At 62.0% G+C, this 26,273-nt stretch carries 27 protein-coding genes, 2 tRNA genes and 1 pseudogene; 11 read left to right on the forward strand and 19 right to left on the reverse strand.

The features are described 5' to 3' along the window. The first annotated feature begins 53 nt into the window (after window positions 1–53). Entirely contained in the window at window positions 54–701 is a 648-nt protein-coding gene (locus AC07NT_RS13090) for an RNA pyrophosphohydrolase (protein WP_498598605.1), read from the forward strand. A gap of 23 nt (window positions 702–724) precedes the next feature. On the opposite strand, the gene proB is transcribed toward AC07NT_RS13090, so the two are convergent. The 4 genes from proB to rplU all read right to left on the reverse strand — a co-directional run bounded on the left by proB (window position 725) and on the right by rplU (window position 3,732). Then, window positions 725–1,861, reverse strand: coding sequence for a glutamate 5-kinase (gene proB / locus AC07NT_RS13095; RefSeq protein ID WP_498598604.1), 1,137 nt, complete (start codon window positions 1,859–1,861; stop codon window positions 725–727). Window positions 1,862–1,999: 138 nt separating this feature from the next. Next, window positions 2,000–3,076 carry an Obg family GTPase CgtA gene (cgtA, locus tag AC07NT_RS13100; RefSeq protein WP_498598603.1) on the reverse strand — a complete coding sequence of 359 codons (1,077 nt, stop codon included), beginning with the start codon at window positions 3,074–3,076 and terminating at the stop codon, window positions 2,000–2,002. 74 nt (window positions 3,077–3,150) lie between these two features. Beyond that, window positions 3,151–3,408 (reverse strand): 50S ribosomal protein L27, encoded by a 258-nt coding sequence (gene rpmA / locus AC07NT_RS13105; RefSeq protein ID WP_498598602.1) that lies wholly within the window; start codon window positions 3,406–3,408, stop codon window positions 3,151–3,153. A gap of 12 nt (window positions 3,409–3,420) precedes the next feature. Further along, complete coding sequence (rplU, locus tag AC07NT_RS13110; protein ID WP_082605348.1) at window positions 3,421–3,732, reverse strand: 50S ribosomal protein L21; 312 nt, start codon at window positions 3,730–3,732, stop codon at window positions 3,421–3,423. Between the two features lie 210 nt (window positions 3,733–3,942). Between rplU and AC07NT_RS13115 the strand changes: the two genes are divergently transcribed. The 8 genes from AC07NT_RS13115 to AC07NT_RS13150 all read left to right on the forward strand — a co-directional run bounded on the left by AC07NT_RS13115 (window position 3,943) and on the right by AC07NT_RS13150 (window position 10,624). Further along, window positions 3,943–4,872, forward strand: coding sequence for a polyprenyl synthetase family protein (locus AC07NT_RS13115; RefSeq protein ID WP_498599158.1), 930 nt, complete (start codon window positions 3,943–3,945; stop codon window positions 4,870–4,872). A gap of 24 nt (window positions 4,873–4,896) precedes the next feature. Further along, window positions 4,897–4,973 (forward strand) — tRNA-Pro (locus tag AC07NT_RS13120). A 190-nt stretch (window positions 4,974–5,163) separates the two neighbouring features. Next, window positions 5,164–6,900, forward strand: a complete 1,737-nt coding sequence (gene pilB, locus AC07NT_RS13125) for a type IV-A pilus assembly ATPase PilB (RefSeq protein WP_498598601.1) — start codon at window positions 5,164–5,166, stop codon at window positions 6,898–6,900. Window positions 6,901–6,924: 24 nt separating this feature from the next. Continuing rightward, a complete protein-coding gene (locus AC07NT_RS13130; protein ID WP_498598600.1) occupies window positions 6,925–8,142 on the forward strand; it encodes a type II secretion system F family protein in 1,218 nt (405 codons plus the stop codon). Next, window positions 8,142–8,984, forward strand: a complete 843-nt coding sequence (locus AC07NT_RS13135) for a prepilin peptidase (protein ID WP_498598599.1) — start codon at window positions 8,142–8,144, stop codon at window positions 8,982–8,984. Before AC07NT_RS13130 ends, AC07NT_RS13135 begins: the two co-directional genes overlap by 1 nt. A gap of 3 nt (window positions 8,985–8,987) precedes the next feature. Next, window positions 8,988–9,596, forward strand: coding sequence for a dephospho-CoA kinase (gene coaE, locus AC07NT_RS13140; protein WP_498598598.1), 609 nt, complete (start codon window positions 8,988–8,990; stop codon window positions 9,594–9,596). Between the two features lie 22 nt (window positions 9,597–9,618). After that, entirely contained in the window at window positions 9,619–10,374 is a 756-nt protein-coding gene (gene zapD, locus AC07NT_RS13145) for a cell division protein ZapD (RefSeq protein WP_498598597.1), read from the forward strand. A gap of 28 nt (window positions 10,375–10,402) precedes the next feature. Next, window positions 10,403–10,624, forward strand: a complete 222-nt coding sequence (locus AC07NT_RS13150; protein ID WP_498598596.1) for a DNA gyrase inhibitor YacG — start codon at window positions 10,403–10,405, stop codon at window positions 10,622–10,624. A 21-nt stretch (window positions 10,625–10,645) separates the two neighbouring features. On the opposite strand, the gene AC07NT_RS13155 is transcribed toward AC07NT_RS13150, so the two are convergent. From AC07NT_RS13155 to AC07NT_RS13175, 5 genes and pseudogenes are all read right to left on the reverse strand, one after another. Beyond that, window positions 10,646–11,128 (reverse strand): NUDIX domain-containing protein, encoded by a 483-nt coding sequence (locus AC07NT_RS13155; protein ID WP_498598595.1) that lies wholly within the window; start codon window positions 11,126–11,128, stop codon window positions 10,646–10,648. Beyond that, entirely contained in the window at window positions 11,125–12,000 is an 876-nt protein-coding gene (locus tag AC07NT_RS13160) for an ATP-binding protein (RefSeq protein WP_498598594.1), read from the reverse strand. Before AC07NT_RS13160 ends, AC07NT_RS13155 begins: the two co-directional genes overlap by 4 nt. Before the next feature lie 33 nt (window positions 12,001–12,033). Next, complete coding sequence (gene argJ, locus AC07NT_RS13165) at window positions 12,034–13,263, reverse strand: bifunctional glutamate N-acetyltransferase/amino-acid acetyltransferase ArgJ (protein ID WP_498598593.1); 1,230 nt, start codon at window positions 13,261–13,263, stop codon at window positions 12,034–12,036. Between the two features lie 34 nt (window positions 13,264–13,297). Continuing rightward, complete coding sequence (secA, locus tag AC07NT_RS13170) at window positions 13,298–16,042, reverse strand: preprotein translocase subunit SecA (protein ID WP_498598592.1); 2,745 nt, start codon at window positions 16,040–16,042, stop codon at window positions 13,298–13,300. A gap of 382 nt (window positions 16,043–16,424) precedes the next feature. Then, window positions 16,425–17,375: pseudogene (locus tag AC07NT_RS13175) on the reverse strand (peptidoglycan DD-metalloendopeptidase family protein); the annotation flags it as partial. On the opposite strand from AC07NT_RS13175, the gene AC07NT_RS13180 reads away from it, so the two are divergent. Next, window positions 17,370–17,720, forward strand: a complete 351-nt coding sequence (locus AC07NT_RS13180) for a hypothetical protein (RefSeq protein WP_498598591.1) — start codon at window positions 17,370–17,372, stop codon at window positions 17,718–17,720. The pseudogene AC07NT_RS13175 and the gene AC07NT_RS13180 overlap by 6 nt on opposite strands. A gap of 34 nt (window positions 17,721–17,754) precedes the next feature. On the opposite strand, the gene AC07NT_RS13185 is transcribed toward AC07NT_RS13180, so the two are convergent. From AC07NT_RS13185 to AC07NT_RS13225, 9 genes are all read right to left on the reverse strand, one after another. Continuing rightward, window positions 17,755–17,830: transfer RNA gene (locus AC07NT_RS13185), tRNA-Thr, on the reverse strand. A 73-nt stretch (window positions 17,831–17,903) separates the two neighbouring features. After that, window positions 17,904–18,419, reverse strand: coding sequence for a ClpXP protease specificity-enhancing factor (locus tag AC07NT_RS13190; protein ID WP_498598590.1), 516 nt, complete (start codon window positions 18,417–18,419; stop codon window positions 17,904–17,906). A gap of 11 nt (window positions 18,420–18,430) precedes the next feature. Then, window positions 18,431–19,042 (reverse strand): glutathione S-transferase N-terminal domain-containing protein, encoded by a 612-nt coding sequence (locus AC07NT_RS13195; RefSeq protein WP_174253188.1) that lies wholly within the window; start codon window positions 19,040–19,042, stop codon window positions 18,431–18,433. Window positions 19,043–19,198: 156 nt separating this feature from the next. Further along, window positions 19,199–19,954, reverse strand: a complete 756-nt coding sequence (locus AC07NT_RS13200) for a cytochrome c1 (protein ID WP_498598589.1) — start codon at window positions 19,952–19,954, stop codon at window positions 19,199–19,201. Window positions 19,955–19,970: 16 nt separating this feature from the next. Beyond that, window positions 19,971–21,383, reverse strand: a complete 1,413-nt coding sequence (locus AC07NT_RS13205; RefSeq protein WP_498598588.1) for a cytochrome b — start codon at window positions 21,381–21,383, stop codon at window positions 19,971–19,973. A 10-nt stretch (window positions 21,384–21,393) separates the two neighbouring features. Then, window positions 21,394–22,008 carry a ubiquinol-cytochrome c reductase iron-sulfur subunit gene (gene petA / locus AC07NT_RS13210; RefSeq protein ID WP_498598587.1) on the reverse strand — a complete coding sequence of 205 codons (615 nt, stop codon included), beginning with the start codon at window positions 22,006–22,008 and terminating at the stop codon, window positions 21,394–21,396. A 64-nt stretch (window positions 22,009–22,072) separates the two neighbouring features. After that, window positions 22,073–23,149 carry a 4-hydroxythreonine-4-phosphate dehydrogenase PdxA gene (gene pdxA / locus AC07NT_RS13215; RefSeq protein ID WP_498598586.1) on the reverse strand — a complete coding sequence of 359 codons (1,077 nt, stop codon included), beginning with the start codon at window positions 23,147–23,149 and terminating at the stop codon, window positions 22,073–22,075. Beyond that, on the reverse strand, window positions 23,146–23,904 hold the full coding sequence (locus tag AC07NT_RS13220) for a Nif3-like dinuclear metal center hexameric protein (RefSeq protein WP_498598585.1): 759 nt from the start codon (window positions 23,902–23,904) through the stop codon (window positions 23,146–23,148). The genes pdxA and AC07NT_RS13220 overlap by 4 nt, the downstream gene beginning before the upstream one ends. After that, complete coding sequence (locus AC07NT_RS13225; RefSeq protein WP_498598584.1) at window positions 23,901–24,281, reverse strand: hypothetical protein; 381 nt, start codon at window positions 24,279–24,281, stop codon at window positions 23,901–23,903. Before AC07NT_RS13225 ends, AC07NT_RS13220 begins: the two co-directional genes overlap by 4 nt. A gap of 27 nt (window positions 24,282–24,308) precedes the next feature. Here AC07NT_RS13225 and AC07NT_RS13230 point away from each other — a divergent pair, with 27 nt between their 5' ends. Beyond that, the gene (locus tag AC07NT_RS13230; protein ID WP_498598583.1) at window positions 24,309–25,451 is read left to right on the forward strand and encodes a S1C family serine protease; all 1,143 of its coding nucleotides are present in this window, start codon (window positions 24,309–24,311) and stop codon (window positions 25,449–25,451) included. Window positions 25,452–25,456: 5 nt separating this feature from the next. Here AC07NT_RS13230 and tatC read toward each other — a convergent pair whose 3' ends face one another. Beyond that, window positions 25,457–26,242 carry a twin-arginine translocase subunit TatC gene (gene tatC, locus AC07NT_RS13235; protein WP_498598582.1) on the reverse strand — a complete coding sequence of 262 codons (786 nt, stop codon included), beginning with the start codon at window positions 26,240–26,242 and terminating at the stop codon, window positions 25,457–25,459. Between the last annotated feature and the right edge of the window lie 31 nt (window positions 26,243–26,273).

Here is a 26,273-nt window from a genome sequence, read left to right on the forward strand (position 1 = left end):
CCGGCGACACCCGCCGTGCATAATGGAATCAGTTCAAAATTTGGGGTTTGATTATGCTTGACCGGGACGGCTTTCGGCCCAATGTCGGCATCATCCTGCTCAACCAGAAAAACCAGGTTTTCTGGGGCAAACGCATACGCACCCACTCGTGGCAGTTTCCGCAGGGTGGCATAGACCGGGGCGAAACCCCGGAACAGGCCATGTTCCGCGAGTTGCATGAGGAGGTCGGGCTACAGCCCGAGCATGTGCGCATCGTGGCCCGGACCCGCGACTGGTTGCGCTACGAGGTGCCGGATCGTTACATCCGACGCGAAGCACGTGGCCATTACAAGGGCCAGAAGCAGATCTGGTTCTTGCTGCAGTTGCTGGGCCAGGACTGGCACCTGAACCTGCGCGCCACCGATCACCCCGAATTCGACGCCTGGCGCTGGAACGAGTATTGGGTGCCGTTGGACATGGTGGTGGAGTTCAAGCGTGGGGTCTATGAGATGGCGCTGACCGAACTGGCGCGCTATCTGCCGCGCAATGACCAGCGCAACCGCTTCCTGCGTCAGGGCCACCGCCCGCGCGAGAACGATCATCTGAACCACGTCCACGAAACTGGAGGCCACGGTATGGAGTTGCCCCCGGGCGCCAGCTTTGATCCCGACCCGCAATCGGACCAGGCTGGCAAGGACCGCACGGAACCTCACGGGCAGTAAAGCCCCCCTGGCCAGCTGCGGCCTTAGCGCGTGAGCACGAGGTTGTCCCGGTGCACCATCTCGGGCTCGGCGGTGTAGCCCAGCAGTTTCTCAAACTCGCCCGAAGGCTTGCGACACAGCAGGCGCGCCTCCGCGCTGGCGTAATTGGCCAGGCCGCGCGCAATCTCGGCGCCCTGCTCGTCGCGCACGGCAATCACCTCGCCGCGAGAGAACTCGCCTTCCACGGCTGTCATGCCGATGGGCAGCAGGCTCTTGCCCTCCTCCTGCAGCTTGCGCACGGCGCCAGCATCCACCACCACAGCACCACGCATTTGCAGATGGTCGGCCATCCACTGCTTGCGAGCCTGGTTCTTGGCGGTCTGTGCCACCAGCAAGGTGCCGATGGACTCGCCTTGCGTGAGACGAACCAGGGCATCGGGCTCTCGCCCCCACGCAATCACGGTAGAGGCGCCGGAACCTGCGGCACGCTTGGCCGCCAGGATCTTGGTGATCATGCCGCCCTTGCCCAGGCTGGAGCCGGCGCCGCCGGCCATGGCCTCAAGGGCCGGGTCACCGGCATTCGCTTCGTACACGAAGGTTGCAGCCGGATCTTTGCGCGGATCGGCCGTGTACAGGCCCTTCTGATCGGTCAGGATGATGAGCACGTCCGCCTCGACCAGGTTGGCCACCAGAGCACCCAGGGTGTCGTTGTCGCCGAACTTGATTTCGTCGTTGACAACTGTGTCGTTCTCGTTGATGACCGGCACCACGCCCAACTTGAGCAGAGTCAGCAGGGTGGAACGCGCATTCAGGTAACGCTCGCGGTCGGCCAGATCGGCGTGCGTGAGCAGCACCTGGGCACTGCCCAGGCCGTGCGCACGCAAACGTGTCTCGTACATCTGCGCCAACCCCATTTGACCGACGGCGGCGGCGGCCTGCAGTTCGTGGATTTCCTTGGGGCGGGTGGTCCAGCCCAGGCGTTTCATGCCTTCGGCGATGGCGCCGCTGGAGACCATGATGACCTCGCGTCCGTCACCGATCAGGACCGAAATCTGGCGGCTCCATTCCTCGATGGCGGCCTCGTCCAGCCCGCGTCCCTCGTTGGTGACGAGGCTGGAGCCGACCTTGACCACGATGCGCCGGGCGGCGCGCATGACAGCTGTCGCGGAATTCTGATTCATGTTGAAGGCAGCAACTGCCCGACAAGTACCGGCAGTGTTGGATGGGAATCCGGGGATTCTAGTTCGCCGGCGGGCCGCCCCGACGCGGACGCGCCCCTCAGGGGGCGACGCAGCACACGCAGTGGCCAGCGCGGAGGATCACAAGCTTTCCGGGGGAACGTCCTTGAAGCGCGGATCGACCTCAACATGGGGCTGCTCGGCCACCTGCTGGATCTTGACCTGTTCGTAGACGGCCTTGACCAGCTGGTCACAGCCCTGGTGCGTGAGTGCGGAGATCTGGAATACCGGGCCCTTGTACTTCAAACGCTTGACGAAATCCTTGACGCGAGCCTCCCGCTCATCTGCCGGAACCATGTCCAGCTTGTTGAGCACCAACCAGCGCGGCTTCTCATAGAGCGCCGCATCGTATTTCTTGAGCTCGGCCACGATGCCCTTGGCCTGGGCCACCGGGTCGACATTGTCATCAAAGGGCGCCAAATCCACCACGTGCAGCAGCAGACGGGTACGCTGCAGGTGACGTAGGAAGAGATGGCCCAGACCGGCGCCTTCGGAAGCGCCCTCGATCAGGCCAGGCAGGTCGGCCACCACGAAGCTCTGCTCGGGCCCCACGCGCACCACGCCAAGGTTCGGGTGCAGGGTGGTGAAGGGGTAATCGGCAATGCGCGGGCGTGCATTGGAGATGGCCGTGATCAACGTGGACTTGCCAGCATTGGGCAGGCCCAGCAGACCGACGTCGGCCAGGACCTTGAGCTCCAGCTTGAGGTTCTTCTTTTCACCCGGCCAGCCCGGAGTCTTCTGGCGCGGGGCGCGATTGATGGCGCTCTTGAAGCGCATATTGCCGAAGCCACCGTCACCGCCCTTGGCAATGGTGATGACCTCGCCCGGTGTCAGCATCTCGTACAGTACCTCGCCGGTCTCGGCGTCGGTGATGATGGTGCCCACCGGCATCTTGAGCGTGATGTCATCGCCGGCGGCGCCAAACATGTCCGAGCCCATGCCATGCTGGCCACGCTTGGCGTCGAAACGACGCGTGAAACGGAAGTCGACCAGCGTGTTGAGATTGGGATCGGCCACGGCGAAGATATGGCCGCCACGACCACCATCCCCGCCATTGGGACCGCCAAATTCCTTGTATTTCTCATGCCGGAACGAGACGCAGCCGTTCCCCCCATCGCCAGCGGCGATGTCGATAAAGGCTTCGTCAACGAACTTCATGGGCTTGCTTTTCAGGATTTATAAACGAAAAACCCTGCGCGGGGCGCAGGGTTTCGCGTGGAGCCAAGGCTGCCTCAAGCGGCGGTGACGTTCACCGTGTGCTTGTTGAGTTCACCCTTGATGGCAAACGACACCTGACCGTCCACCAGCGCAAACAGGGTATGGTCCTTGCCAACGCCGACATTGGTACCAGGGTGGAACTTGGTGCCACGCTGGCGCACGATGATGGAACCGGCGCTAACCTGCTGGCCACCGAAGGCCTTCACACCGAGCATCTTGGGCTGCGAATCGCGCCCGTTTCGCGTAGAGCCGCCGCCTTTTTTCTGTGCCATGTCTCTTGCTCCTTATGCGGAGATGGCGCCGATTTGCAGTTCGGTGAACTGCTGGCGGTGCCCTTGACGTTTCTGATAGTGCTTGCGACGGCGCATCTTGAAGATGCGAACCTTGTCGTGCTTGCCGTGAGCCACGACCGTGGCTTTGACAGTTGCACCGGACACCAGGGGCGTACCGACCTTCAGTTCAGCGCCGTTGCCGACAGCCAGAACCTGGTCGATGACGATCTCCTGGCCTACGTCCGCAGCAATCTGTTCTACTTTAATTTTTTCGCCAGCAGCAACACGATACTGTTTGCCACCGGTTTTTATGACCGCGTACATGAATGACCTCTTCGTTTGGACCTCTCCGGACTGATTTCCGCAGAGCCGAATATTGTAGCACGGTTTGCGCTTACTGACATAGGGCCCGGGCAGCCCCCCAGGGACGGGGGGGCGCCTTCCTATAATCGACCCATCCCGCACCGGTTTACCCTCATCCCACCCGTGAACACCCCCCACCTCGCCTCCCCGCTTGCCCTGATTGCCGACGACATGCGGGAGGTGGACCGCGTCATTGCCGAAAAGCTGGATTCCGGGGTCCCCTTGGTAGGCCAGGTGGCCCGCTACATCATCGGCGCCGGCGGCAAGCGGCTGCGGCCGGCCCTGCTGTTGATGGCCTGCGGTGCCCTGGGTTACCGCGGCGGGCAGCGTCACAACCTGGCGGCCGTGGTCGAGTTCATCCACACCGCCACCCTGCTGCACGACGACGTGGTGGACGACTCCACGCTGCGCCGCGGCAACGCTACGGCCAATGAGACTTTCGGCAACCCCGCCAGCGTGCTGGTGGGCGACTTCCTCTACTCACGCGCCTTCCAGATGATGGTGGACGCCCAAAGCATGCGCATCATGCAGGTGCTGGCCGATGCGACCAATGTCATTGCCGAGGGCGAAGTGCAGCAACTCATGAACATGCACAACGCCGACCTGGACGAGGCCGGCTATCTGCAGGTGATCCGCTCCAAGACGGCCAAACTGTTCGAGGCCAGCGCCCGTTGCGGCGCCATTCTGGCGGGCGCCGAGTCCAGCCTGGAAGCTGCCTGCGCCGAATACGGTCAGGCCCTGGGCACAGCTTTCCAGGTCATCGACGACGTGCTGGACTACGCGGGGGACGCCGCCGTGATGGGCAAGAGCCTGGGCGACGATCTGCGCGAGGGCAAGGCCACGCTGCCGCTGATCGCAGCCATGCAGCGCGGCACCGCTCTCGAACGCAAGCTGATCCGAGACGCCATCGAGCACGGCTCGGTGGAGGAACTGGACCAGGTGATCGCCATCGTGCGGCGCACTGGGGCCCTGGACGTATCACGCCAGGCCGCGGCCCGCGAAGCTGAACGCGCTGTAGCAGCCGCACGGCGCCTGCCCACCGGACCCCATTCCGCCAGTTTGATACAATTGGCGTCTCAGTTGCTCGAACGTCAAGCGTGACGCTAATCGGGTGACACGAGATTTCGGAATGTAGCGCAGCCTGGTAGCGCACTTCGTTCGGGACGAAGGGGTCGGAGGTTCGAATCCTCTCATTCCGACCAATCACCTGTCTTGCACTTAAGCAGGCCCGGGAGCCCCCCAGGGTACCCAAGCCCGACGCTTTTCCCCTGTACTTTTCATGTTGCGCCGCAACGTCTGCTTGCAAAATGGCGCCGAGCTTTCGTTTACATCAGCCGGGCAATCGGCGATGATCCGTGGGTTTTCCTCTCGGAATATCGAAAAATACAGTCCATGGCCGCCGTTGATACTGCTATCCACCGCGATAACGCTCCCATTGCCCTGCCCGGACTGGGGCGCGCGCTCATACTGGCCGGCAAGCTGGAGCAGAAGTCGGCTGAAGAGATCTTCCGCAAGGCGGGCAGCAACCGCACCAGCTTCATCGCCGAACTGACAGGTTCGGGCGCCGTTTCTGCGGCCGACTTGGCCCACACCATGTCGGCTGCCTTCGCAGCACCATTGATCGACCTGGACGCGGTTGACACAAATCGGCTGCCCAAAGAGCTGCTGGACAGCAAGATCTGCCATGACTACCGCGTGGTGGTTCTGGGCAAACGCAGCAACCGGCTGGTGGTCGCCACGGCCGACCCCTCGGATCAGGCCGCCGCCGAAAAGATCAAGTTCGCCAGCCAATTGGGGGTAGACTGGGTCATTGCCGAGTACGACAAGCTGCTCAAACTGGTGGAAGTGCATGCCACCTCGGCCTCGGAAGCCATCGACAATATCGTCGGCGGCGACATAGAGTTTGACGAGTTCACGACCGAGGCCGTCAACGAAAGCGCCGACTCCGCCACCTCCGAGGTGGAAGACGCACCCGTCGTCAAGTTTCTGCACAAAATGCTGATCGATGCTATCGGCATGCGGGCCTCGGATCTGCATTTCGAGCCCTATGAGCACAACTACCGCGTGCGCTTCCGCATCGACGGGGAATTGCGCGAGATCGCCTCACCGCCCGTGGCGATCAAGGACAAGCTGGCCTCACGCATCAAGGTCATCTCGAAGATGGATATTTCCGAGAAGCGTGTGCCGCAGGACGGCAAGATGAAGCTCAAGGTCGGCCCCGAACGCGTCATCGATTTCCGGGTCAGCACCCTGCCCACGCTATTTGGCGAAAAGATCGTGATCCGTATCCTGGACCCAAACAGCGCCAAGCTGGGCATTGACGCGCTGGGCTACGAGCCGGAGGAAAAAGAGCGCCTGCTCAAGGCAATTGCGCGCCCCTACGGCATGATCCTGGTGACCGGCCCCACCGGCTCGGGCAAGACGGTGTCCCTCTATACCTGTCTGAACCTGCTTAACAAGCCAGGGGTCAATATCGCCACGGCCGAGGATCCGTCAGAAATCAACCTGCCAGGAGTGAACCAGGTCAATGTCAACGACAAGGCCGGCTTGACCTTTGCTGCCGCACTCAAGTCCTTCCTGCGCCAAGATCCCGACATCATCATGGTGGGCGAAATCCGTGACCTGGAAACTGCCGACATCGCGATCAAGGCAGCCCAGACTGGCCACCTCGTGATGTCCACTCTGCACACGAATGACGCCCCTACCACGCTGACACGCATGCGCAATATGGGCATCGCGCCCTTCAACATTGCCTCCAGCGTGATTCTCATCACAGCGCAGCGCCTTGCGCGCCGCCTCTGCCCCAATTGCAAGGCACCGGCTGAAGTCCCCAAGAAGACCATGCTCGATGCCGGCTTCCAGCCTACCGAACTGGATGGTTCCTGGATCAACTACCGGCCTGTCGGCTGTTCTGCCTGCAACAATGGCTACAAGGGACGCGTGGGCATCTACCAGGTCATGCCGATCACCGAGGAGTTGCAACGCATCATCTTGCGCGACGGCTCGGCATTGGAAATCGCAAAACAGGCGCAGGCGGAGGGTGTACGCTCACTGCGGCAATCCGGCCTGCACAAGGTCAAGCAGGGCCTGACTTCACTTGAAGAAGTCCTGGCCGTCACCAACGAATAATAAGCGGGAACTTCAGGGGACAGCATGGCAACGGCACAATCCAAAGGCACCAAAGAACAGGTCTTCGAGTGGGAAGGCAAGGACCGCAACGGCAAGCTGGTGCGCGGCGAGATGCGCGCCGCTGGCGAGAACCAGGTGCTGGCCTCGTTGCGCCGCCAGGGTGTCCTGCCTGGCAAGGTCAAGAAGCGGCGGATGCGCTCAGGTAAGAAGATCACCGGTAAAGACTTGACCCTGTTCACGCGCCAGCTGGCCACCATGATGAAGGCCGGCGTGCCCCTGCTGCAGGCCTTCGATATCGTGGGCCGCGGCAATGCCAACCCGAGTGTGACGCGCCTGCTCAATGACATCCGCAACGACGTCGAAACCGGTACATCCCTGAGCACGGCCTTCCGCAAATACCCAATCTACTTCGACAACCTCTATTGCAATCTGGTCGAAGCCGGCGAGGCCGCTGGTATCCTGGACCAGCTCCTGGATCGCCTGGCCGTCTACATGGAAAAGACGCAGGCTATCAAGTCCAAGATCAAGTCGGCCCTGATGTATCCCATCTCGGTGGTGGTTGTAGCCTTCATAGTGGTTGCGGTGATCATGATTTTCGTGGTCCCAGCCTTCAAGCAGGTTTTCTCTTCGTTCGGTGCCGACCTGCCAGCCCCAACGTTGTTCGTGATTGGGATGAGCGAATTCTTCGTTGCATACTGGTGGCTGATCTTCGGGGGCATCGGTGGTGGCCTCTACTTCTTCTTTCAGGCTTGGCAACGCAATCGCGAAATGCAGAAGTTCATGGATCGCTTGCTGCTGAAAGTACCAGTTTTCGGTGCATTGATCGATAAATCGTGTATCGCGCGCTGGACCCGTACGCTCTCCACTATGTTCGCAGCTGGTGTGCCCCTAGTTGAGGCCCTGGACTCGGTCGGCGGCGCAGCTGGCAATTCCGTCTACGAGGATGCCACGCTCAAAATCCAGCATGAAGTCTCCACGGGCACCAGCCTGACGGCGGCCATGACCAATGTGCAACTGTTCCCGAGCATGGTGCTGCAAATGTGTGCCATCGGCGAGGAGTCGGGATCAATCGACCACATGCTGGGCAAGGCGGCTGACTTCTACGAAGCCGAAGTCGACGACATGGTCGCCGGCCTCTCCAGCCTGATGGAGCCCATCATCATCGTATTCCTCGGCACCATTGTTGGCGGCATCGTGGTCTCGATGTACTTGCCCATCTTCAAGCTGGGCCAGGTGGTCTGATGCTGGTCTTCCAGGAGTTTGACGCTGGCCTGGCCGGCGTCCTGGGACTGCTGATCGGCAGCTTCCTCAACGTCGTGATCTATCGCCTGCCCAAGATCATGGAAAGGCAATGGGCAGCCGAGTGCGCAGAACTTACCGGCAAGGAACTGCCGCCGGCTGAGACCTTCAATCTCCTGGTGCCGCGTTCACGCTGCCAAAAATGCGGGCACCAGATCCGCTGGTACGAGAATATACCCGTACTGAGCTACCTGTTTCTGCGGGGCAAGTGCTCGGCCTGCGGCACAAGCATCAGCCCGCGCTACCCCCTGGTCGAACTCAGCACAGGCGCGCTGTTCTCCTATTGCGTCTGGCACTGGGGAGGCACGGCAACCGGGCTGGCCTGGTGCGGTTTTTCAGCGGCGATCCTCGCCCTCGCTTTGATCGACTGGGATACCACCTTGCTGCCCGACAGCATCACCCAGCCGTTACTCTGGGCCGGTCTCATCGTGGCTGGGCTGAAATGGAGCAATGTCACCCTTCCCGACGCCCTTTGGGGCGCGGTGGCGGGCTATCTGTCGCTTTGGCTGGTCTACTGGAGCTTCAAGCTGGTCACCGGCAAGGAGGGCATGGGCTTCGGTGATTTCAAGCTCTATGCCGCTTTGGGCGCGTGGTTTGGCTGGATGGCACTGGTGCCCATCATCCTCATGGCCTCGGTGATAGGCGCCATCGTCGGCATTGCCTTGAAATTCAGCACCGGCCTGCGTGAGGGTGGGTATGTGCCTTTCGGCCCCTTCCTGGCAGCCGCCGGGCTCACTGCCATGATCTTTGGTCCGCAAAGCATCCTGCGTTTTGTCGGGTTGTGAACCATGCGGGGCGTGACGCGTCTCGGCCTCACAGGCGGCATAGGCAGCGGCAAGAGCACGGTGGCCGGCATGCTGGCCGAGCGTGGCGCTGTCCTCATCGACGCGGACGCCATCTCCCGCCAGACCACTGCAACAGGGGGCGCGGCCATCGATGCCATCCGGCTGGCTTTTGGTCCTGAGTTCATCACGGCTGAAGGTGCCCTGGACCGTGAGCGGATGCGCACGCTGGCCTTCAGCGATCCCACGGCACGTCAACGGCTGGAACAGATCGTGCACCCACTGGTAGGCCAGGAAACCCGGCGCCAGGCGCAAATTGCCATCGACAGCAGGCAGTCTTGCATCGTCTTTGACATTCCCCTGCTGGTCGAATCGGCTCGCTGGCGAGCCCAGCTCGATCAGGTACTGGTGATCGACTGCAGCCCCGAAATCCAGATCGAGCGGGTCATGCAACGCAGCGGGCTGAGCCGTGGCGAGGTCGAGAACATCATCGCGCAACAGGCCGGTCGCCGCCCGCGCCTGCATGCGGCTGATCACGTGATCTGCAACGATGGTCTGAGCCTGCCCGAACTGGCCCGTTTGGTCGGCCTGATGGCCAGCCGCTTCGGGCTATGATTCGCCGTCGGGAAATACCAGCGTGATCACCTACGAATACCCTTTCAACGAGCGCATCAGGACCTACCTGCGGCTGGAAAACCTCTTCCGCCGTCTGTTGGACTTGGTGGCACGCGATGAGGCACTTGATCACCACTACGCCCTGGCCAGTCTCTTTGAAGTAATGGATGTGGGCGCCCGCGCTGATCTCAAGGCCGATGTGCTGCGCGACCTGGATCGCCAGAAACAGGTACTGAACGGCTATCGCGGCAATCCGAGCATCGCTCAGACGGTGCTCGACGAGGTGCTGCAGCAAATAGAGCAATGCTACAACCAGCTCACCAGCCTGACCGGCAAGGCCGGCCACCACCTGACCGAGAACGACTGGCTCATGAGCATACGCAGCCGCATCGGTATACCGGGTGGAACCTGTGCCTTCGATCTGCCGGCCTATTACGCCTGGCAGCACGAGACCGGGGAGAAGCGTCGCGCTGACCTGCAGCGCTGGATCGCCACGCTGACCCCTCTGGCCGACGCCATCAGCCTGTTACTGACCCTTCTGCGCGACTCGGGTGTCGCACAGAAAGTCATGGCGCCGGGTGGTCAGTACCAGCAGCCACTGCCTCAGGGACGCACCTTCCAGTTGCTGCGCTTGAGCATCGATCCCGCCCTTGGCCTGATCCCGGAGATCAGCGGAAACCGCCTGATCGTCTCGATCCGCCTGATGCAGTTGCATGAAGATGACCGACTGCATGCCAGCAACCAGGACGCAGCCTTCGACCTGACGCTCTGCTCCTGAGCGTCCCATCCTTTCAGCGAATTCGAGCATGACACGCTCAGACGACAGTCACCCCCCTGCAAAACCACGCCTGGTCACCTGCCCCAACTGCGGCGGGGACAGTGTCTATGCCCCCAGCAATCCGTATCGCCCCTTTTGCAGCGAGCGATGCAAGAAGATCGATATGGGGGCCTGGGCCAGCGAGAGCTTCCGCATGCCTGCCGAAGCGCCGCCGGATGACCAGGAATTCGGCGACCCCAAGCTGCAGTAGCCCTCCCCCTTCGCCAGACTGTCAGGCCTTGGTGACCTCGGTATGCGTAGCCCCCGTGAAGCCACGCTCCTGCGCCAGCCATTGCAGGACCGGCACAGTGCCAGGCAGAACCGGCGCAGATTGCACCGGCAGTTGCTCCCAGGCAGAAGACTGCCCTTCCCGCATTTGCAGCTCGCCGCGCCAGGCCGTGACCTTGCAGAAATTCAACCGCACGAGCGCATGCGGATAGTCCACCAGCTCGGTTTTCCAGGGCTCAATTTCCAGCGCATCAATCCCCAGTTCCTCATGCAATTCGCGGCGCAGGGCCTGGGCCACAGTTTCGCCGGCCTCCAGCTTGCCACCCGGGAACTCCCAGTAACCCGCGTAGACCTTGCCGGCGGGGCGGGAAGTCAGCAGAAAACTGCCATCCGCCTGCAGCAGCACGCCCACTGCGACCTCCGTGATACCGCGATCAGCCCCACCCTCGCGCGGCCGGTCCGCATCGGCGATCAGGGGCTGCTTCATGCGGACGTGTGCTTGCCGGCGTAGTCCTTGGCGAACTGGTAGGCCACGCGCCCGCTGCGCGAACCACGCTCCAGCGCCCAGACCAGGGCCTCAGGTTGCGCTGCCGCTATGGCCGCAGCATGCACGCCAAAGGATGACAACCACTGCGCCACAATGCTCAAGTATTCATCCTGGCTGAAAGGATAGAAGCTGACCCACAAGCCAAAGCGTTCGGACAGTGAAATCTTTTCCTCTACTACCTCACCCGGATGGATCTCGCCATCTTCGGTATGGCTGTAACTGAGGTTGTCCTTCATGTACTCAGGCAACAGGTGACGGCGGTTGCTCGTCACGTAGATCAGCACATTCGCCGTGGTGGCCGATACCGAACCGTCGAGTATGGACTTCAGGGCCTTGTAGCCGGGCTCGCCGTCCTCGAAGCTCAGGTCATCACAGAACACAATGAATTTTTCAGGACGCTGCGACACGATCTCCACGATATCGGGAAGGTCGACCATATCGCCCTTGTCCACCTCGATCAGGCGCAAGCCCTGTCCGGCATAGGTGTGGAGGCAGGCCCGGATCAGCGAAGACTTGCCGGTACCTCGGGCGCCCGTCAGCAGCACGTTATTGGCCGGCAGGCCGCGCACGAACTGCTCGGTGTTGCGCTGGATCTTCTCCTTCTGCTGATCGATTTCCTTGAGCTGGTCCAGCTTCATCGCGCCAACATGGCGGATAGGCTCGATGACCCCGTGGCCCGAGCTGCGCTTGCGGTAGCGATAGGCAATGGATGCCGTCCAGTCAGGCTGGCTCAGGGGTTGAGGCAGGATGGACTCGATGCGCGCCATCAACTGCTCGGCGCGTTCGATCAGGTGTTCAAATTTCTCGTTCATGGATCACCGGGACATCCACCCCGTTTGCAAAGGTCAGGACCTGTAATCGGCGTTGATCGACACGTAGTCGTGACTGAAGTCGCAGGTCCAAACCGTATCCTCGGCCTGACCACGCCCCAGCACCACGCGCACGGTGATCTCACTCTGCTTCATCACGCGCTGGCCATCCTCCTCACGGTAGGACGGGTTGCGCCCGCCCTGTACAGCCACGTGCACATCGTCCAGGAACAGGTCAATGCGGTTCTGGTCCAGATCGGCGATGCCGGCATACCCCACCGCCGCCAGGATACGGCCCAGGTTCGGATCGCTGGCATAGAACGCGGTCTTGACCAGGGGCGAATGCGCGATGGCATAGGCCACCAGGCGACACTCCTCCGTGGTCTTGCCACCCTCAACGCGAACGGTGATGAATTTGGTCGCACCCTCGCCATCACGCACGATGGCTTGCGCCAACTTGCGCGCCACCTCAAGCATTGCGGCCCTCAACTGCCGGCCCTCGGTGCTGTCCAGCGACTCGATCACCGGATGGGCGGCCTTGTTGCTAGCGATGATGACAAAAGAATCATTGGTCGAGGTGTCACCATCGACCGTCACACGGTTGAACGAGCCTTCGGCCAGCTCATGTGCCAACTGCTGCATCACGGCCGGACTGACACGGGCATCGGTCGCCATATAACCCAGCATGGTCGCCATGTTGGGGCGTATCATTCCGGCCCCCTTGCTGATCCCGGTGATGCTGACCTTGACGCCAGCGATCGTGACCTGCGTACCAAAAGCCTTGGGCACGGTGTCCGTGGTCATGATGCCCTCAGCCGCACGCACCCAGTTGGCCTCACGTGCGTCGGCCAGCGCTGCCGGGAGACCGGCTTCGATGCGCTCGAAGGGCAGTTGCTCCATGATCACACCGGTCGAGAAAGGCAGCACCTGTTCAGGCAGCAGCTTCAGGTGCTTGGCCAGCGCGACACAAGTGCTGCGCGCGCGCGCAAGGCCTTCCTGCCCAGTCCCTGCATTGGCGTTGCCGGTATTGATCACCATGGCACGGATGCCACGACCCGCAGCCAGATGCTCACGACAAACCTGGACCGGCGCAGCACAAAAGCGGTTTTGGGTGAAAACACCTGCAACCGAAGCACCCTCGTCGAGCAATACGACCGTCAGATCTTTGCGATTGGCCTTGCGCACACCGGCCTCGGCAATACCGATACGCACGCCGGAGATGGAGAAGAGCTCTGCGGGATTGGGTGCAGACAGGTTGACGGGCATCTTGCAACTCTTATCGGGGTATCGGGTGGTCGGATCAGCTCAGCTTGCCGTGGCAATGCTTGTATTTTTTGCCGCTGCCGCAAGGGCAAGGCTCATTGCGACCGACGCGCGGTACAGCGGCCACCTGGGTCGCCGTATCGACCGTGGTCTCCACCTCACCGGTTTCGGTCGGCGCGGTGTAGGTGACGTTGGAGATTTGCTCGGCCTTGCTCTCCATGGCCTCTGCCGCCTGCTCGATCTGCTCGCTAGACTGCACGCGCACCGTCATGAGCACGCGTGTCACCTCGTTCTTGACTGAATCCAGCAACTGGCCGAAAAGCTCAAAGGCCTCTCGCTTGTATTCCTGCTTGGGCTGCTTCTGGGCATAACCGCGCAGATGGATGCCCTGGCGCAAGTAATCCAGCGCGCTCAGGTGTTCGCGCCAATGGGTGTCTATGCTTTGCAGCAGCACCATGCGTTCGAACTGGGTGAAATTGCCCGCCCCCACCTGCTCTACCTTGGCGGCATAGGCCGCATGCGCGGCGGTAGTCACGCCTTCGAGGATGTCATCGTCACTGATCGCGCTGGCATCCTGCACCTGCTTCTGCAGGTTGACATCGAGTTGCCACTCGTCATGCAACACCTTTTGGAGCGCAACAATATCCCATTGCTCTTCGACAGACTCTTCAGGCACGAACTGGTGCACGAGATCCGTGAAGCAGCCTTCTCGCAACGAGGCTATCTGGGCGGCCAGATCCGTTGCATCCAGAATGGCATTGCGCTGCTGATAGATCACCTTGCGCTGGTCGTTGGCGACGTCATCGTATTCGAGCAACTGCTTGCGTACATCGAAGTTGCGGGCCTCGACCTTGCGCTGGGCGCTCTCGATGCTGCGCGTGACAATGCCAGCCTCGATGGCTTCGCCGTCAGGCATCTTGAGCCGGTCCATGATGGCGCGAACGCGATCACCGGCAAAGATGCGCATGAGCGCATCGTCCAGGCTCAGGTAGAAACGCGAGGAGCCCGGATCACCCTGGCGACCGGAACGACCACGCAGCTGGTTATCGATACGGCGCGACTCATGGCGCTCGGTAGCGATGATACGCAACCCCCCTAGGGCCACGACCTTCTCGTGGTCCTGGTTCCATTGGACACGCAGGGCGTCGATTTTCTGCCGCTTGGCGCTGGCATCCAGAGTCTCGTCCGCCTCGATGAGCTCGATGCTCTTCTCGACGTTGCCCCCCAGCACGATGTCGGTACCACGACCCGCCATATTGGTAGCAATGGTGATCATCTTGGGCCGGCCAGCCTGCGCAATGATGTCCGCTTCGCGGGCGTGCTGCTTGGCGTTGAGCACCTGGTGCGGCAACTTGGCCTTCTCCAGCAGCTGCGCAATGATCTCGGAGTTCTCGATCGAAGTCGTCCCCACCAGCACGGGTTGGCCGCGCTCGTAGCATTCGCGAATGTCCTTGATCGCTGCTTCGTACTTCTCCCGCGTGCTCTTGTAGACGCGGTCCAACTGATCGTCACGACGACTTAACCGGTTCGGTGGAATGACCACCGTCTCCAGACCGTAGATCTCCTGGAACTCATAGGCCTCGGTATCGGCCGTGCCGGTCATGCCAGCCAGCTTGCCGTAGAGGCGGAAATAGTTCTGGAAAGTGATGGAAGCCAGGGTCTGGTTCTCGGCCTGTATGGCCACGCCTTCCTTGGCTTCCACGGCCTGATGCAAACCGTCACTCCAACGGCGACCTGTCATCAGGCGACCGGTGAACTCATCGACGATGACCACCTCCCCGTTTTGCACCACGTAGTGCTGGTCACGAAGGTAGAGATGCCGCGCTCGCAGGCCCGCATACAGATGGTGCACCAAGGTGATATTGGCCGGGTCATAGAGGCTGGCGCCCTCAGGCAGCAGGCCGGCCTGGGTCAACAGCGTCTCGGCCTTCTCGTGCCCCATCTCGGTCAGGAAAACCTGGTGGCTCTTTTCGTCGACCGTGAAATCACCGGGTTTGGTCACACCCTCGCCAGTGCGAGGATCGGCCTCACCCTCTTGGCGCACCAGGCTCGGCACCAGCTTGTTGATGGCCACGTACATGGCCGTATGGTCTTCTGCCTGGCCGCTGATGATCAGCGGTGTACGCGCCTCGTCGATCAGGATGGAATCAACCTCGTCGACGATGGCGTAGTTCAGACCCCGCTGCACGCGATCCACCACCTCGTAAACCATGTTGTCACGCAGGTAGTCGAAGCCGTATTCGTTATTGGTACCGTAGGTAATGTCAGCCTGGTAGGCCGCCTGCTTCTCCTGACGCGACATCTGCGGCAGGTTCACGCCCACCGTCAAACCCAGGAAGTTGTACAGGCGCCCCATCCACCGGGCATCCCGGTTGGCAAGATAGTCGTTCACCGTCACGACATGCACCCCCTTACCGGTCAGTGCATTGAGATAGACAGGAAGCGTGGCCGTCAATGTCTTGCCTTCGCCCGTGCGCATTTCTGAGATCTTGCCCTGATGCAAGGACATGCCCCCCATGAGCTGCACATCGAAGTGCCGCATCTTCATGACGCGCTTGGAGCCTTCTCTGACAACGGCAAAGGCCTCCGGCAGCAAGGCCTCCAGGCTCTCCCCACGGGTGATGCGCTCGCGGAATTCGCTGGTCTTGGCCTGCAAGGCCGCATCACTCAGCTTTTCGAACTCCGGTTCCAGCGCATTGATGCGGGCGACTGCGCCGCGGTACTGCTTGAGCAACCGGTCGTTGCGGCTGCCAAATATTTTGGTGAGGATGTTGATGCCCATGAACGCCGTACCGCCCTGCCGGTGAAGAAAACCGACGGAGCCGTGCAATCCTTATCAGTCTAGAGATGATGTCGCCCAGCTAAGGCGACAGCTGTCCCCGTCGCCAGGCGGCAACGGGAGCGCGAAGCGCTTGATTCTACCTTTGAGCCGCTGGGGGGGCGGGGGTAGGGGATACGGTCGGGGCCACAGCCAGCGGCGGTGCGGCAGGGACAGCTGCCACCGTGGCATTGGGCACGATGGTAACGGCGGGAGACTGTGCAGCGCCAGAGGCGGGAAGGGGAGCCGCTACCATCACTTTGGCCGGCGAAATGACTGGCGCAGGCTGGACGGGGGGCTTGGGGGCAGCCAATCCGGGAACCGCCGCGAGCGCCGGTACGGCAGCCCTGACAGGAGCAGCCGGAGCAAGGGCCAGTTGCTGCGCAGGCAGGCTGCGGCTGGCATTCATGAACTTGTGCGGATCCTGGGGCACACCTCGCACCAGGACCTCAAAATGCAGATGCGGACCCGTCGAACGGCCGGTGGTGCCCACCTCGCCGATTTTCTGCCCCCGCTTGATCAAATCGCCTTTTTTCACCAGCACCTTGGAGGCATGGGCATAACGGGTGATCAGGTCCTTGCCATGATCGACCTCGATCATATTGCCGTAGTCGGGACGGAATTCCTGCGTCACCACCACACCGCCGGCAGCAGCCAGGATGGCCGTGCCGACCGACGACTGGTAATCGATACCGGTATGCAGTGCCGAGCGCCCCGTGAAGGGATCGATCCGCCAGCCAAAGCCTGAGCCAGCCCCCCCGAAAGCGACGGGGTGCTGGGTCGGGATCATCATATTCTTGACCTTCTGCTCGAACAGGCGGGACTCCACCACCGACATCAGATCGGTGCGTTGGCCGGTCAACCGATCCAGATCAGCCAGGGTGTTCTGAAGCTCTTCCATGGTCAAGGGACGACCCGACACCAGGGCACCCCCCTGGCCCGGCTTGGCCTTGATATCGGCAGGGTTGATACCGGCCAGACCAGAAACGCGCTCTCCCAGAGATTCCAGCTGGAGCAGCTTGGCCTGCATCTCGCCGAGGCGGCGCGCCATAACATCTAGGTTTTCGCGCATGAAACGGTCGCGCAGGGCAAATTCGTCCTTGACCACCAGCTTGACGAGCGCACCGATCACCGGCCAGCCCTCGCGCGCACCTTTCAGGAACACCCAGTGGTAAAGGCCTGCGGCCACCAGCATCAACGCAAAAGACAGGCTCAGGCCGGCCAGCAGCAGCTTGGTACCACTCAGATGTATCGCACGGCTTTTGGCCAGCCATGCATCCGTGATAATCAAATGCATCTTTATTCCTTCTCAACCCACCCTCGAATGACGACCCGCCGCCATCAGGCAGTCACGCTGCTGCAGGCAACACAGGATTCGCCCATGCTGGCCCGGCTGAGTGAACTCAGCAAGGACTCCGTCGCTCGGCTCAAGGCTGTTGAGGCGATGATACCGGCCGCGCTACGCACTGCGATCACGGCCGGGCCGATCGATGGTTCGATTTGGTGTCTGATTGTTAACAGCAATGCTGCTGCTGCCAAAGTTCGCCAACTCCTGCCGGCGATGGAGGCCCACTTGCGCACCAAAGGGTGGCAGGTTAGCGCAATTCGGCTCAAAGTACAAATCCCCAGCGCACAGAGATAGCAGGAACCGCACCTGAGCGAGGCTATGAATAGGGTGGTGCCGATTGTCGGAATCGAACTGACGACCTACCGCTTACAAGGCGGTTGCTCTACCAACTGAGCTAAATCGGCACGCTGATAATTTTACTGTAAGCACTCACAGCCGGTCTGGGCACAACACCGGGTCTGCCCCGGCGAGCCCAGCCTATTTGACGCGCTTGAGAGCCGGACGACCCGCTCCGGGCTTGGGCGGCTCAGGCTCATCACCCTCATCCACCTCCGTCGACGCCACAGGGGTCAGCAAGCCGATGGGAGCCCCTCCCGGACCCTGTTCCTCAGGAAGCCCGATAGCGCCAGCTTCATCGCCGACAGAGGCAGGCAACTGCCCCTCCTCATCCTGGGTGAAGGCCATGCCCTGTCCGCTTTCGCGCGCATAGATGGCCATGACCCGGTTCAGCGGGACCATGATGTCGCGCGCGACGCCGGCAAAACGGGCCTTGAACTCGATGTAGTCATTGCCCAGCTTCAAGGCACTGGTGGCGTCCATGCTGATATTGAGCACGATCTCCCCGTCCTTGACGTACTCACGCGGGACACGCACCGTGTCATCGACGCGCACCGCCACATAGGGCGTCAAGCCGTTATCAGTACACCACTCGTAAAGCGCACGGATCAGATAGGGGCGGGTCGAAGTGGGCCCGCTAGCACTTGTCGTGGACACGGAAACCGGCCTTACTTGCGCATCACCTTCTCGGACGGCGTCAGCGCCTCGATGTAGGCCGGACGCGAGAAGATGCGCTCTGCGTACTTGAGCAGGGGTGCAGCATTCTTGCTCAGCTCGATGCCGTAGTAATCCAGGCGCCAGAGCAGGGGCGCGATGGCCACGTCCAGCATGGAGAAGTTGTCGCCCAGCATGTACTTGTTCTTCAGGAACACCGGAGCCAGCTGGGTCAGGCGATCGCGGATGTGCGAGCGGGCTTTCTCCAGGGCTTTCTCGTTGCTCTTGGCGGCACGGGATTCCAGAGTGGACACATGGACAAACAGTTCCTTCTCGAAATTGAGAAGGAAGAGGCGCACGCGGGCGCGGTCCACCGGATCACCAGGCATGAGTTGCGGATGCGGGAAACGCTCGTCAATGTACTCGTTGATGATGTTCGACTCGTACAGGATCAGATCACGCTCCACCAGGATCGGCACCTGGCCGTAGGGGTTCATGACGCTGATGTCTTCAGGCTTGTTGTAGAGGTCGACGTCACGGATCTCGAAATCCATGCCCTTCTCGAACAGGACAAAACGGCAGCGGTGGGAGAAGGGGCAGGTCGTGCCCGAGTACAGCACCATCATGGTGGGAAGCTCCTAAAAATCAAAACTTAGCTTCAGGGCAGACTAACCTGTGTCAGGTTAGGTCGAAACTAAAAGAGTGGGCTGCATTGTCGCAAACCCACTCTACAAATAGCAAGTTTTGCACCATATTGGTGCAAAACTTGTCAAATCAGCCGCTTACTTGACGTCTTTCCAGAAGGAAGCATTGAGACGCCAGGCGATCAGCGTGAAGACCAGCAGGAACAGCATGACCCAGACACCCACACGCACCCGGGTGTTCTGCGAAGGCTCACCCATCCATTGCAGGAAGTTCACCAGATCACCCACGGCCTGGTCGTACTGCAGGGGCGTCATCGCGCCAGGGGCCACCTGCTGCCAGCCCTTGAAGACTTCAACCTCGTGGCCGTGCTCCTTCTGAACTTCGAACTCCGGACGGCGCTGGCCCTGCAGCTCCCACAGCACGTGCGGCATGCCGACGCTCGGGAAGGCCAGATTGTTCCAACCCGTGGCCTTGGTCTCGTCGGGATAGAACGTGCGCAGGAAGGTGTAGAGGTAGTCGGCACCGGTGCCGCCGTGGCCGGCGCGCGAACGGGCAATCACGGTCAGGTCAGGCGGGTTGGCACCAAACCACTCCTTGGCCTGCTTGGGGTCGATGGCCGACTTCATGGTTTCACCAACCTTGTCGGTGGTGAACAGCAGGTTGTCCTTGATCTGCTCCGTGGTGAAGCCGATGTCCTGCAGGCGGTTGTAGCGCATGTAGGCCGCCGAATGGCAGTTCAGGCAGTAGTTGACGAACAGGCGGGCACCATTCTGCAGCGAAGCATGGTCGCTGGTGTTGACGGGCGCCTTGTCCCAGGCGATGCCACCGCCGGAGGCCAGGGCAGCGCCACTGAGAACGAACGAAGTGGTCAGGGCAAGAATGAATTTTTTCATTTTTGTAGTCTCCGGCTCAGTGGGCCTCGAAGGTCACACGGCTGGGCACCGGCTTGGGTTCACCCAGGCGGCTCCACCAGGGCATCAGCAGGAAAAAGCCGAAGTAGAACAGGGTGCCGACCTGCGACACACGCTCGCCGATCGGCGAGGGCGGCTGCACGCCCAGGTAGGCCAGGATGACGAAATCGATCACGAAGATGCCGTACAGGTACTTGTGCCAGTCCGGACGGTAGCGGATCGACTTGACCGGGCTGTTATCCAGCCAGGGCAGGAAGAACAGGATGACCACTGCGCCACCCATGACGACCACACCCCAGAACTTGGCGTCGATGGCCAGCATGAGGGCGATCAGCACCACGGCACCACCGGCCACGGCTCCCTTGAACAGGGTGGGCAGCTTGCCCTTGAGCACGGCCAGGCCAGCGGCCAGCAGCACGCAGGCGATCAGCGCATACATCATCTCGCTGGTGATCGCACGCAGCATGGAGTAGTAAGGCGTGAAGTACCAGACCGGGGCGATGTGCGCCGGGGTCTTGAGCGGGTCGGCCGGGATGAAGTTGTTGTATTCGAGGAAGTAGCCGCCGAACTCGGGCGCGAAGAACACGATGGCAGAGAACACCATCAGGAACACGCCCACACCCAGCAGATCGTGCACGGTGTAATAGGGATGGAAGGGAATGCCGTCCAGCGGCTTGCCTTTGGCGTCCTTGGGCGCTTTCGGACCCTTGATCTCGACGCCATCCGGGTTGTTGGAACCGACATCATGCAGCGCCAGCAGGTGGGCCACCACCAGGCCCAGCAGGACCAGGGGTACGGCAATCACGTGGAAGCTGAAGAAGCGGTTCAGCGTGGCATCACCCACCACGTAGTCACCACGGATCAGCAGGGCCAGATCCGGACCGATGAAGGGGATGGCGGAGAACAGGTTCACGATCACCTGGGCGCCCCAGTAGGACATCTGGCCCCAGGGCAGCAGATAGCCCATGAAGGCCTCGGCCATCAGCACCAGGAAGATGGCGCAACCGAAGACCCAGACCAGCTCCCGCGGCTTGCGGTAGCTGCCATAGATCAGGCCGCGGAACATGTGCAGATAGACCACCACGAAAAAGGCGGACGCGCCGGTCGAGTGCAGGTAACGCACCAGCCAGCCCCAGGGCACGTCACGCATGATGTACTCGACCGAGCCGAAGGCCAGGGCCGCATCCGGCTTGTAGTGCATGACCAGGAAAATGCCGGTCACGATCTGGATCACCAGCACCAGCATGGCCAGTGAGCCGAAGAAATACCAGAAGTTGAAGTTCTTCGGAGCGTAGTACTCCGACATGTGGACGCGGTAGGCGTCGAACGCGGTCGGGAAACGGTTCTCGAACCAGTTCAGCACCTGGGCGCTGACGGGCGCACCGGCGGGGAGTTCCTTGAATTCAGCCATGTCTTGTTCCTCAAGCCTTCTTGTCTTCGCCGATCAGCAGCTTGCTGTCGGACAGGTACATGTGCGGCGGCACTTCCAGGTTGTCAGGCGCCGGTTTGTTCTTGAACACACGGCCGGCCATGTCGAAGGTCGAGCCGTGGCAGGGGCAGAGGAAACCGCCCTGCCAGTCGTCCGGCAGCGAAGGCTGGGCACCGGTCTGGAATTTGTCGCTGGGCGAGCAGCCCAGATGGGAGCAGATACCGACGGCCACGAGCACGTCGGGCTTGATGGAGCGGTACTGGTTGCGCGCGTATTCTGGGGTCAGCTCGGAAGGCTTGCGCTCGGACTTTGGATCTGCGAGCAGGTTTTCGGTCTTGTTCAGGCTTTCGAGCTGTTCGGGCGTGCGCTTGACGATCCAGACCGGTTTGCCACGCCATTCGGCGGTGATTTTCTCGCCCGGTTTGAGGGCGGAAATGTCCACCTCGACTGCAGCACCGGCGGCCTTGGCGCGCTCGGAGGGCTGGAAGGAGCTGACAAAGGGAATGGCGGCGGCCACGCCACCCACGGTACCTGCACAACCCGTGGCAATCAGCCACGTCCGTTTGCTCGGGTCCATCTGACTCTTATCGGCAAGCGTGTCGCTCATGGAAATCCTCAATCAAGTCTACGGGTACGAAAATTGGAAAACTGCCGGGGCTATAACCGGAGAATTAACCCGGGATTCTAGCCGACTCATGCCCGGCCTCCGGTCTTTGCACGAGCCGGCGTGCCATGCGCACCGCCTCGATCAGGCTTGAAGCATCGGCCCGACCGCTGCCTGCGATGTCAAAGGCGGTGCCATGGTCCGGGCTGGTTCGCACCAGTGGCAGGCCCAGCGTGACATTGACGCCCTGCTCCACCCCCAGGTACTTCACGGGGATCAGGCCCTGGTCGTGGTACATGGCCACCACCACGTCGAACTCGCCAGGCTGCCCCGCCTTGGCCCGGGCCCGCATGAAAACCGTGTCCGGAGCCCAGGGGCCATGCACATCCAGGCCCTCGGCGCGGGCACTATTCAAGGCGGGGATGATGGTGTCGATCTCCTCGCGTCCGAACAGCCCTCCTTCGCCGGCATGCGGGTTGAGGCCGGCCACGGCGATGCGCGGCGCCCGCCCCAGCAGAGAATGCAAGGCCGCGTGGGTGATACGCAGGGTCTGCAGCACATTGCCAAAAGTCACCGCCTCGATGGCCTCGCGCAAGGCCAAGTGGATGCTGACCAGCACCGTGCGCAGTTCCTGATTGGCCAGCATCATGCGCACCGGCAAGTCGCTGACCGGCTTGCCCAGGAAGGCAGCCGCCTCGGCCTGAAGCAACTCCGTATGGCCGGGGAAATTGTCGAAAGGCGCCCCAGCGGCGGACAGCGCCTCCTTGTGCAGTGGCGCGGTCACCAGGCCTGAGATCTCGCCGCGCAAGGCCGCCCGAGCCGCCCATACCACGCAGCGCCCGGCCAGACGGCCAGACTCGGCGCTGATTTGACCCCAAGGCACGGGCTCCGCCGGAGCCTCGACCTGCAGCACAGGCAGGCTGTGCGATGGCACCGTCAGCGCCTCCTCGGCACGTTTGATCAGTACCAGCGGCTGGGCCGCCTCACCCTCACGGCGGATCAGCGCCATCGCGCGCCGCAGCGTGGCCGCATCTCCCACCACGAAACAGCCCCGCGTGAGTTCAGGCGCATCGCGAAAGGCCTTGGCGATGATTTCCGGCCCGATGCCCGCGGCATCGCCCAGGGTGATGGCCAGGGGTTTCATGCTGGGTTGTCGATCTCGATGAACTCGTGGGCCAAACCGAGCTGGGCTGCGACATGCCCGGCCACGGCCGGCGCACCATAACGTTCGCTGGCATGGTGGCCGCAGGCGATGAAGGTGACGCCACACTCGCGTGCGTAATGCGCCTGCGGCTCGGAAATTTCACCAGTGATGAAGGCGTCGGCACCAGCGGCGATAGCCGACTCGAAATAACCTTGAGCCCCACCCGTGCACCACGCTACGTTTTGAATAGCACGACCAGAGCCGCCAACCACAGTGACAGAACGACCAAGCACCTGCTCCACGTGGCTAGCCAGCACCACCGCATCAGCAAACCTTCCTCCGTCCAAACGCTGCCCCATGAAACCCAGGTCCTGCTCGCCAAAACGGATCTGGGCCTGCAGGCCCAGCCTCGCTGCAAGCTGGGCGTTGTTACCCAGTTCCGGATGGGCGTCCAATGGCAGGTGGTAGGCGTAGAGATTGATGTCGTGCGCCAGCAGCAAAGCCAGGCGTTGTTTCATCCAACCCGTCACGCGCCCATCCTGGCCGCGCCAGAACAGGCCGTGGTGCACGAAGATGGCGTCGGCCTGCATCGCAATGGCCGCCTCGATCAGGGCACGGCTGGCCGTGACGCCGGAAACGATCTTGTGCACTGGCAGGCGCCCTTCCACCTGCAGACCATTGGGCCCGTAGTCGCGAAAACGCTCGGGTTGCAGCAGGGCATCAAAAGCCTGCAGAAGCTGGGTGCGATCCGTCATGGCGCCGATTGTCGGTCAGTTTGCGGGTCCGCCTGGGCCGGTGACACCTCCAGGCTGCAGTCGCAGCCCTGCCCGGCCGCAATCCAGCGGCCAGCCAGCCGCCGCAGTGCCGGCAGCAGCAGGGGCGCCAGCCAACCCAGACCGGCCGGCAGGGCGGCGCGCAGCACCTCCTGCGGCTGTACCATGGCACCGCAACGGTATCGGGCCAGGGTCTCCTCCCAACGCAGCGCGGTACAGGCACCACGACGGTGCCCCGACAGCAGCATGCCCAGCGGGCAGGGCTCGTGCAAACAGCACACGCCGCAGCCGTTGCAGGGCTGCCCCAGCACCGGCTTGGACGGGGCGAGCGGCTGAATATGAATGATTCGGGGCAGCATGGCAGGAGGCACTCTACAATTTCCCACATGAAACGATACTGGCTGCTGTTCTCGCAAGCTGTCACCGTCCTGCTGGCGGCCTACTTTGTCGTGGCCACGCTCAAGCCCGCCTGGGTGATGCAGCCCGGTGAAACACCCACGGTAGCGCTCTTCCAGGCGCCGTCCGACCGCAACGCGGCGCCACCGCCTGGCAGTTTCCGCCTAGCCGCCCAGAAGGCCTCGGCCGCTGTGGTCAGCATCAACACCAGCAAGGCGGCCCGGCGCAACCCGAACAGCAACGACCCCTGGTTCCGCTTCTTCTTTGGCGACCAGGATAACGAGCCTCAGGTCGGCCTGGGCAGTGGCGTCATTGTCAGCCCCGGCGGCTACATCCTGACCAACAACCACGTGATCGAGGGGGCCGACGAGATCGAGGTCATCCTCAACGACAGCCGGCGCAGCCGCGCCCGAGTGATCGGCAGCGATCCGGACAGTGATCTGGCGGTGCTCAAGATCGAACTCGACAAGCTGCCTGTCATCGTGCTGGGTAATTCCGATGCGCTGCAGGTGGGTGACCCCGTGCTGGCCATCGGCAATCCCTTCGGCGTAGGCCAGACCGTCACCAGCGGCATCGTCAGCGCCCTGGGGCGCAACCAGCTGGGCATCAACACCTTCGAGAACTTCATTCAGACCGATGCCGCCATCAACCCCGGCAACTCTGGCGGCGCGCTGGTGGACGCCAGCGGCAACCTGCTGGGCATCAACACAGCCATCTATTCCCGCTCGGGCGGCAATATGGGCATAGGGTTCGCCATCCCCGTGGCCACGGCCCAGCAGGTACTGGAAAGCATCGTCAAGGACGGGCAGGTCACACGCGGCTGGATCGGCGTGGAGCCCAGCGACCTGTCGCCGGAACTGGCCGAGACCTTTGGCGTCAAGACCGACGAGGGGGTGATCATCACCGGTGTGCTGCAGAACGGCCCGGCCGCCCTGGCCGGCATCCGCCCCGGCGACGTCATCACCAAGGTCGCCGGCAAGCCGGTGCAAAACGTTTCGGAACTGCTGACCCGCGTGGCGGCGCTCAAACCCGGGAATCCGGCCAGCTTCAGCGTGCGCCGTCAGGACCGGACGCTGGACATCAGCATCACGCCGGGCGTGCGACCAAAACCACGCCGCATCCCCCAGCAGTGAGCTGATCAGGAATCGACCGGCTCGGCGTCAGGCGCGCGTGTGTGCTTGATGAAGATTTGCGCAGCCCAGATGCCCACTTCGTAGAGCAGGCACATCGGGATGGCCAATGCCAGCTGCGACACTACATCGGGCGGTGTCACGATGGCCGCGATGATGAAGGCCAGCACGATGAAGTAGCCGCGAAAATCCTTGAGTTTCTGGATGCTCACCAGGCCCATGCGCGCCAGCACGATGACCACAATGGGCACCTCGAAGGCCAGGCCGAAAGCGATGAACATGGTCATCACAAAGCTCAGATAAGCCTCGATGTCGGGCGCTGCCGTGATGCTCTTGGGCGCAAATCCCTGGATGAAGGCGAAGACCTGCCCGAAGACGAAGAAATAACAGAAGGCCACGCCAATGAAAAACAGCACCGTGCTGGAGATCACCAGGGGCAACACCAGCTTCTTCTCATGGCTGTACAGGCCGGGCGCAACGAAGGCCCAGAGCTGGTAGAGCACCACAGGCAGGGCCAGCAGGAAGGCCGCCATCAGCAGGATCTTGAGCGGAACCATGAAGGGCGAGATGACCGAGGTGGCGATCAGCGTGGCCCCCTTGGGCAGGTGTGCCACCAGCGGCGCCGCCAGCAGGTCATACAGCGCAGCCGGGCCCGGGTAGATGGCCAGGACCGCTGCGGCGATGGCCATGGCGATCACGGTCTTGATGAGCCGGTCACGCAACTCGATCAGGTGCTGCACGAAGGGCTGCTCGGTACCGGCCAGCTCGTCGTCTTTGCTTTGTGGGTCTGCCATGCGTTCTTACAGGTTGCGGGGCCGCGCCGCC

Source organism: Hylemonella sp. GW821-FHT10B10, from assembly GCF_059415585.1.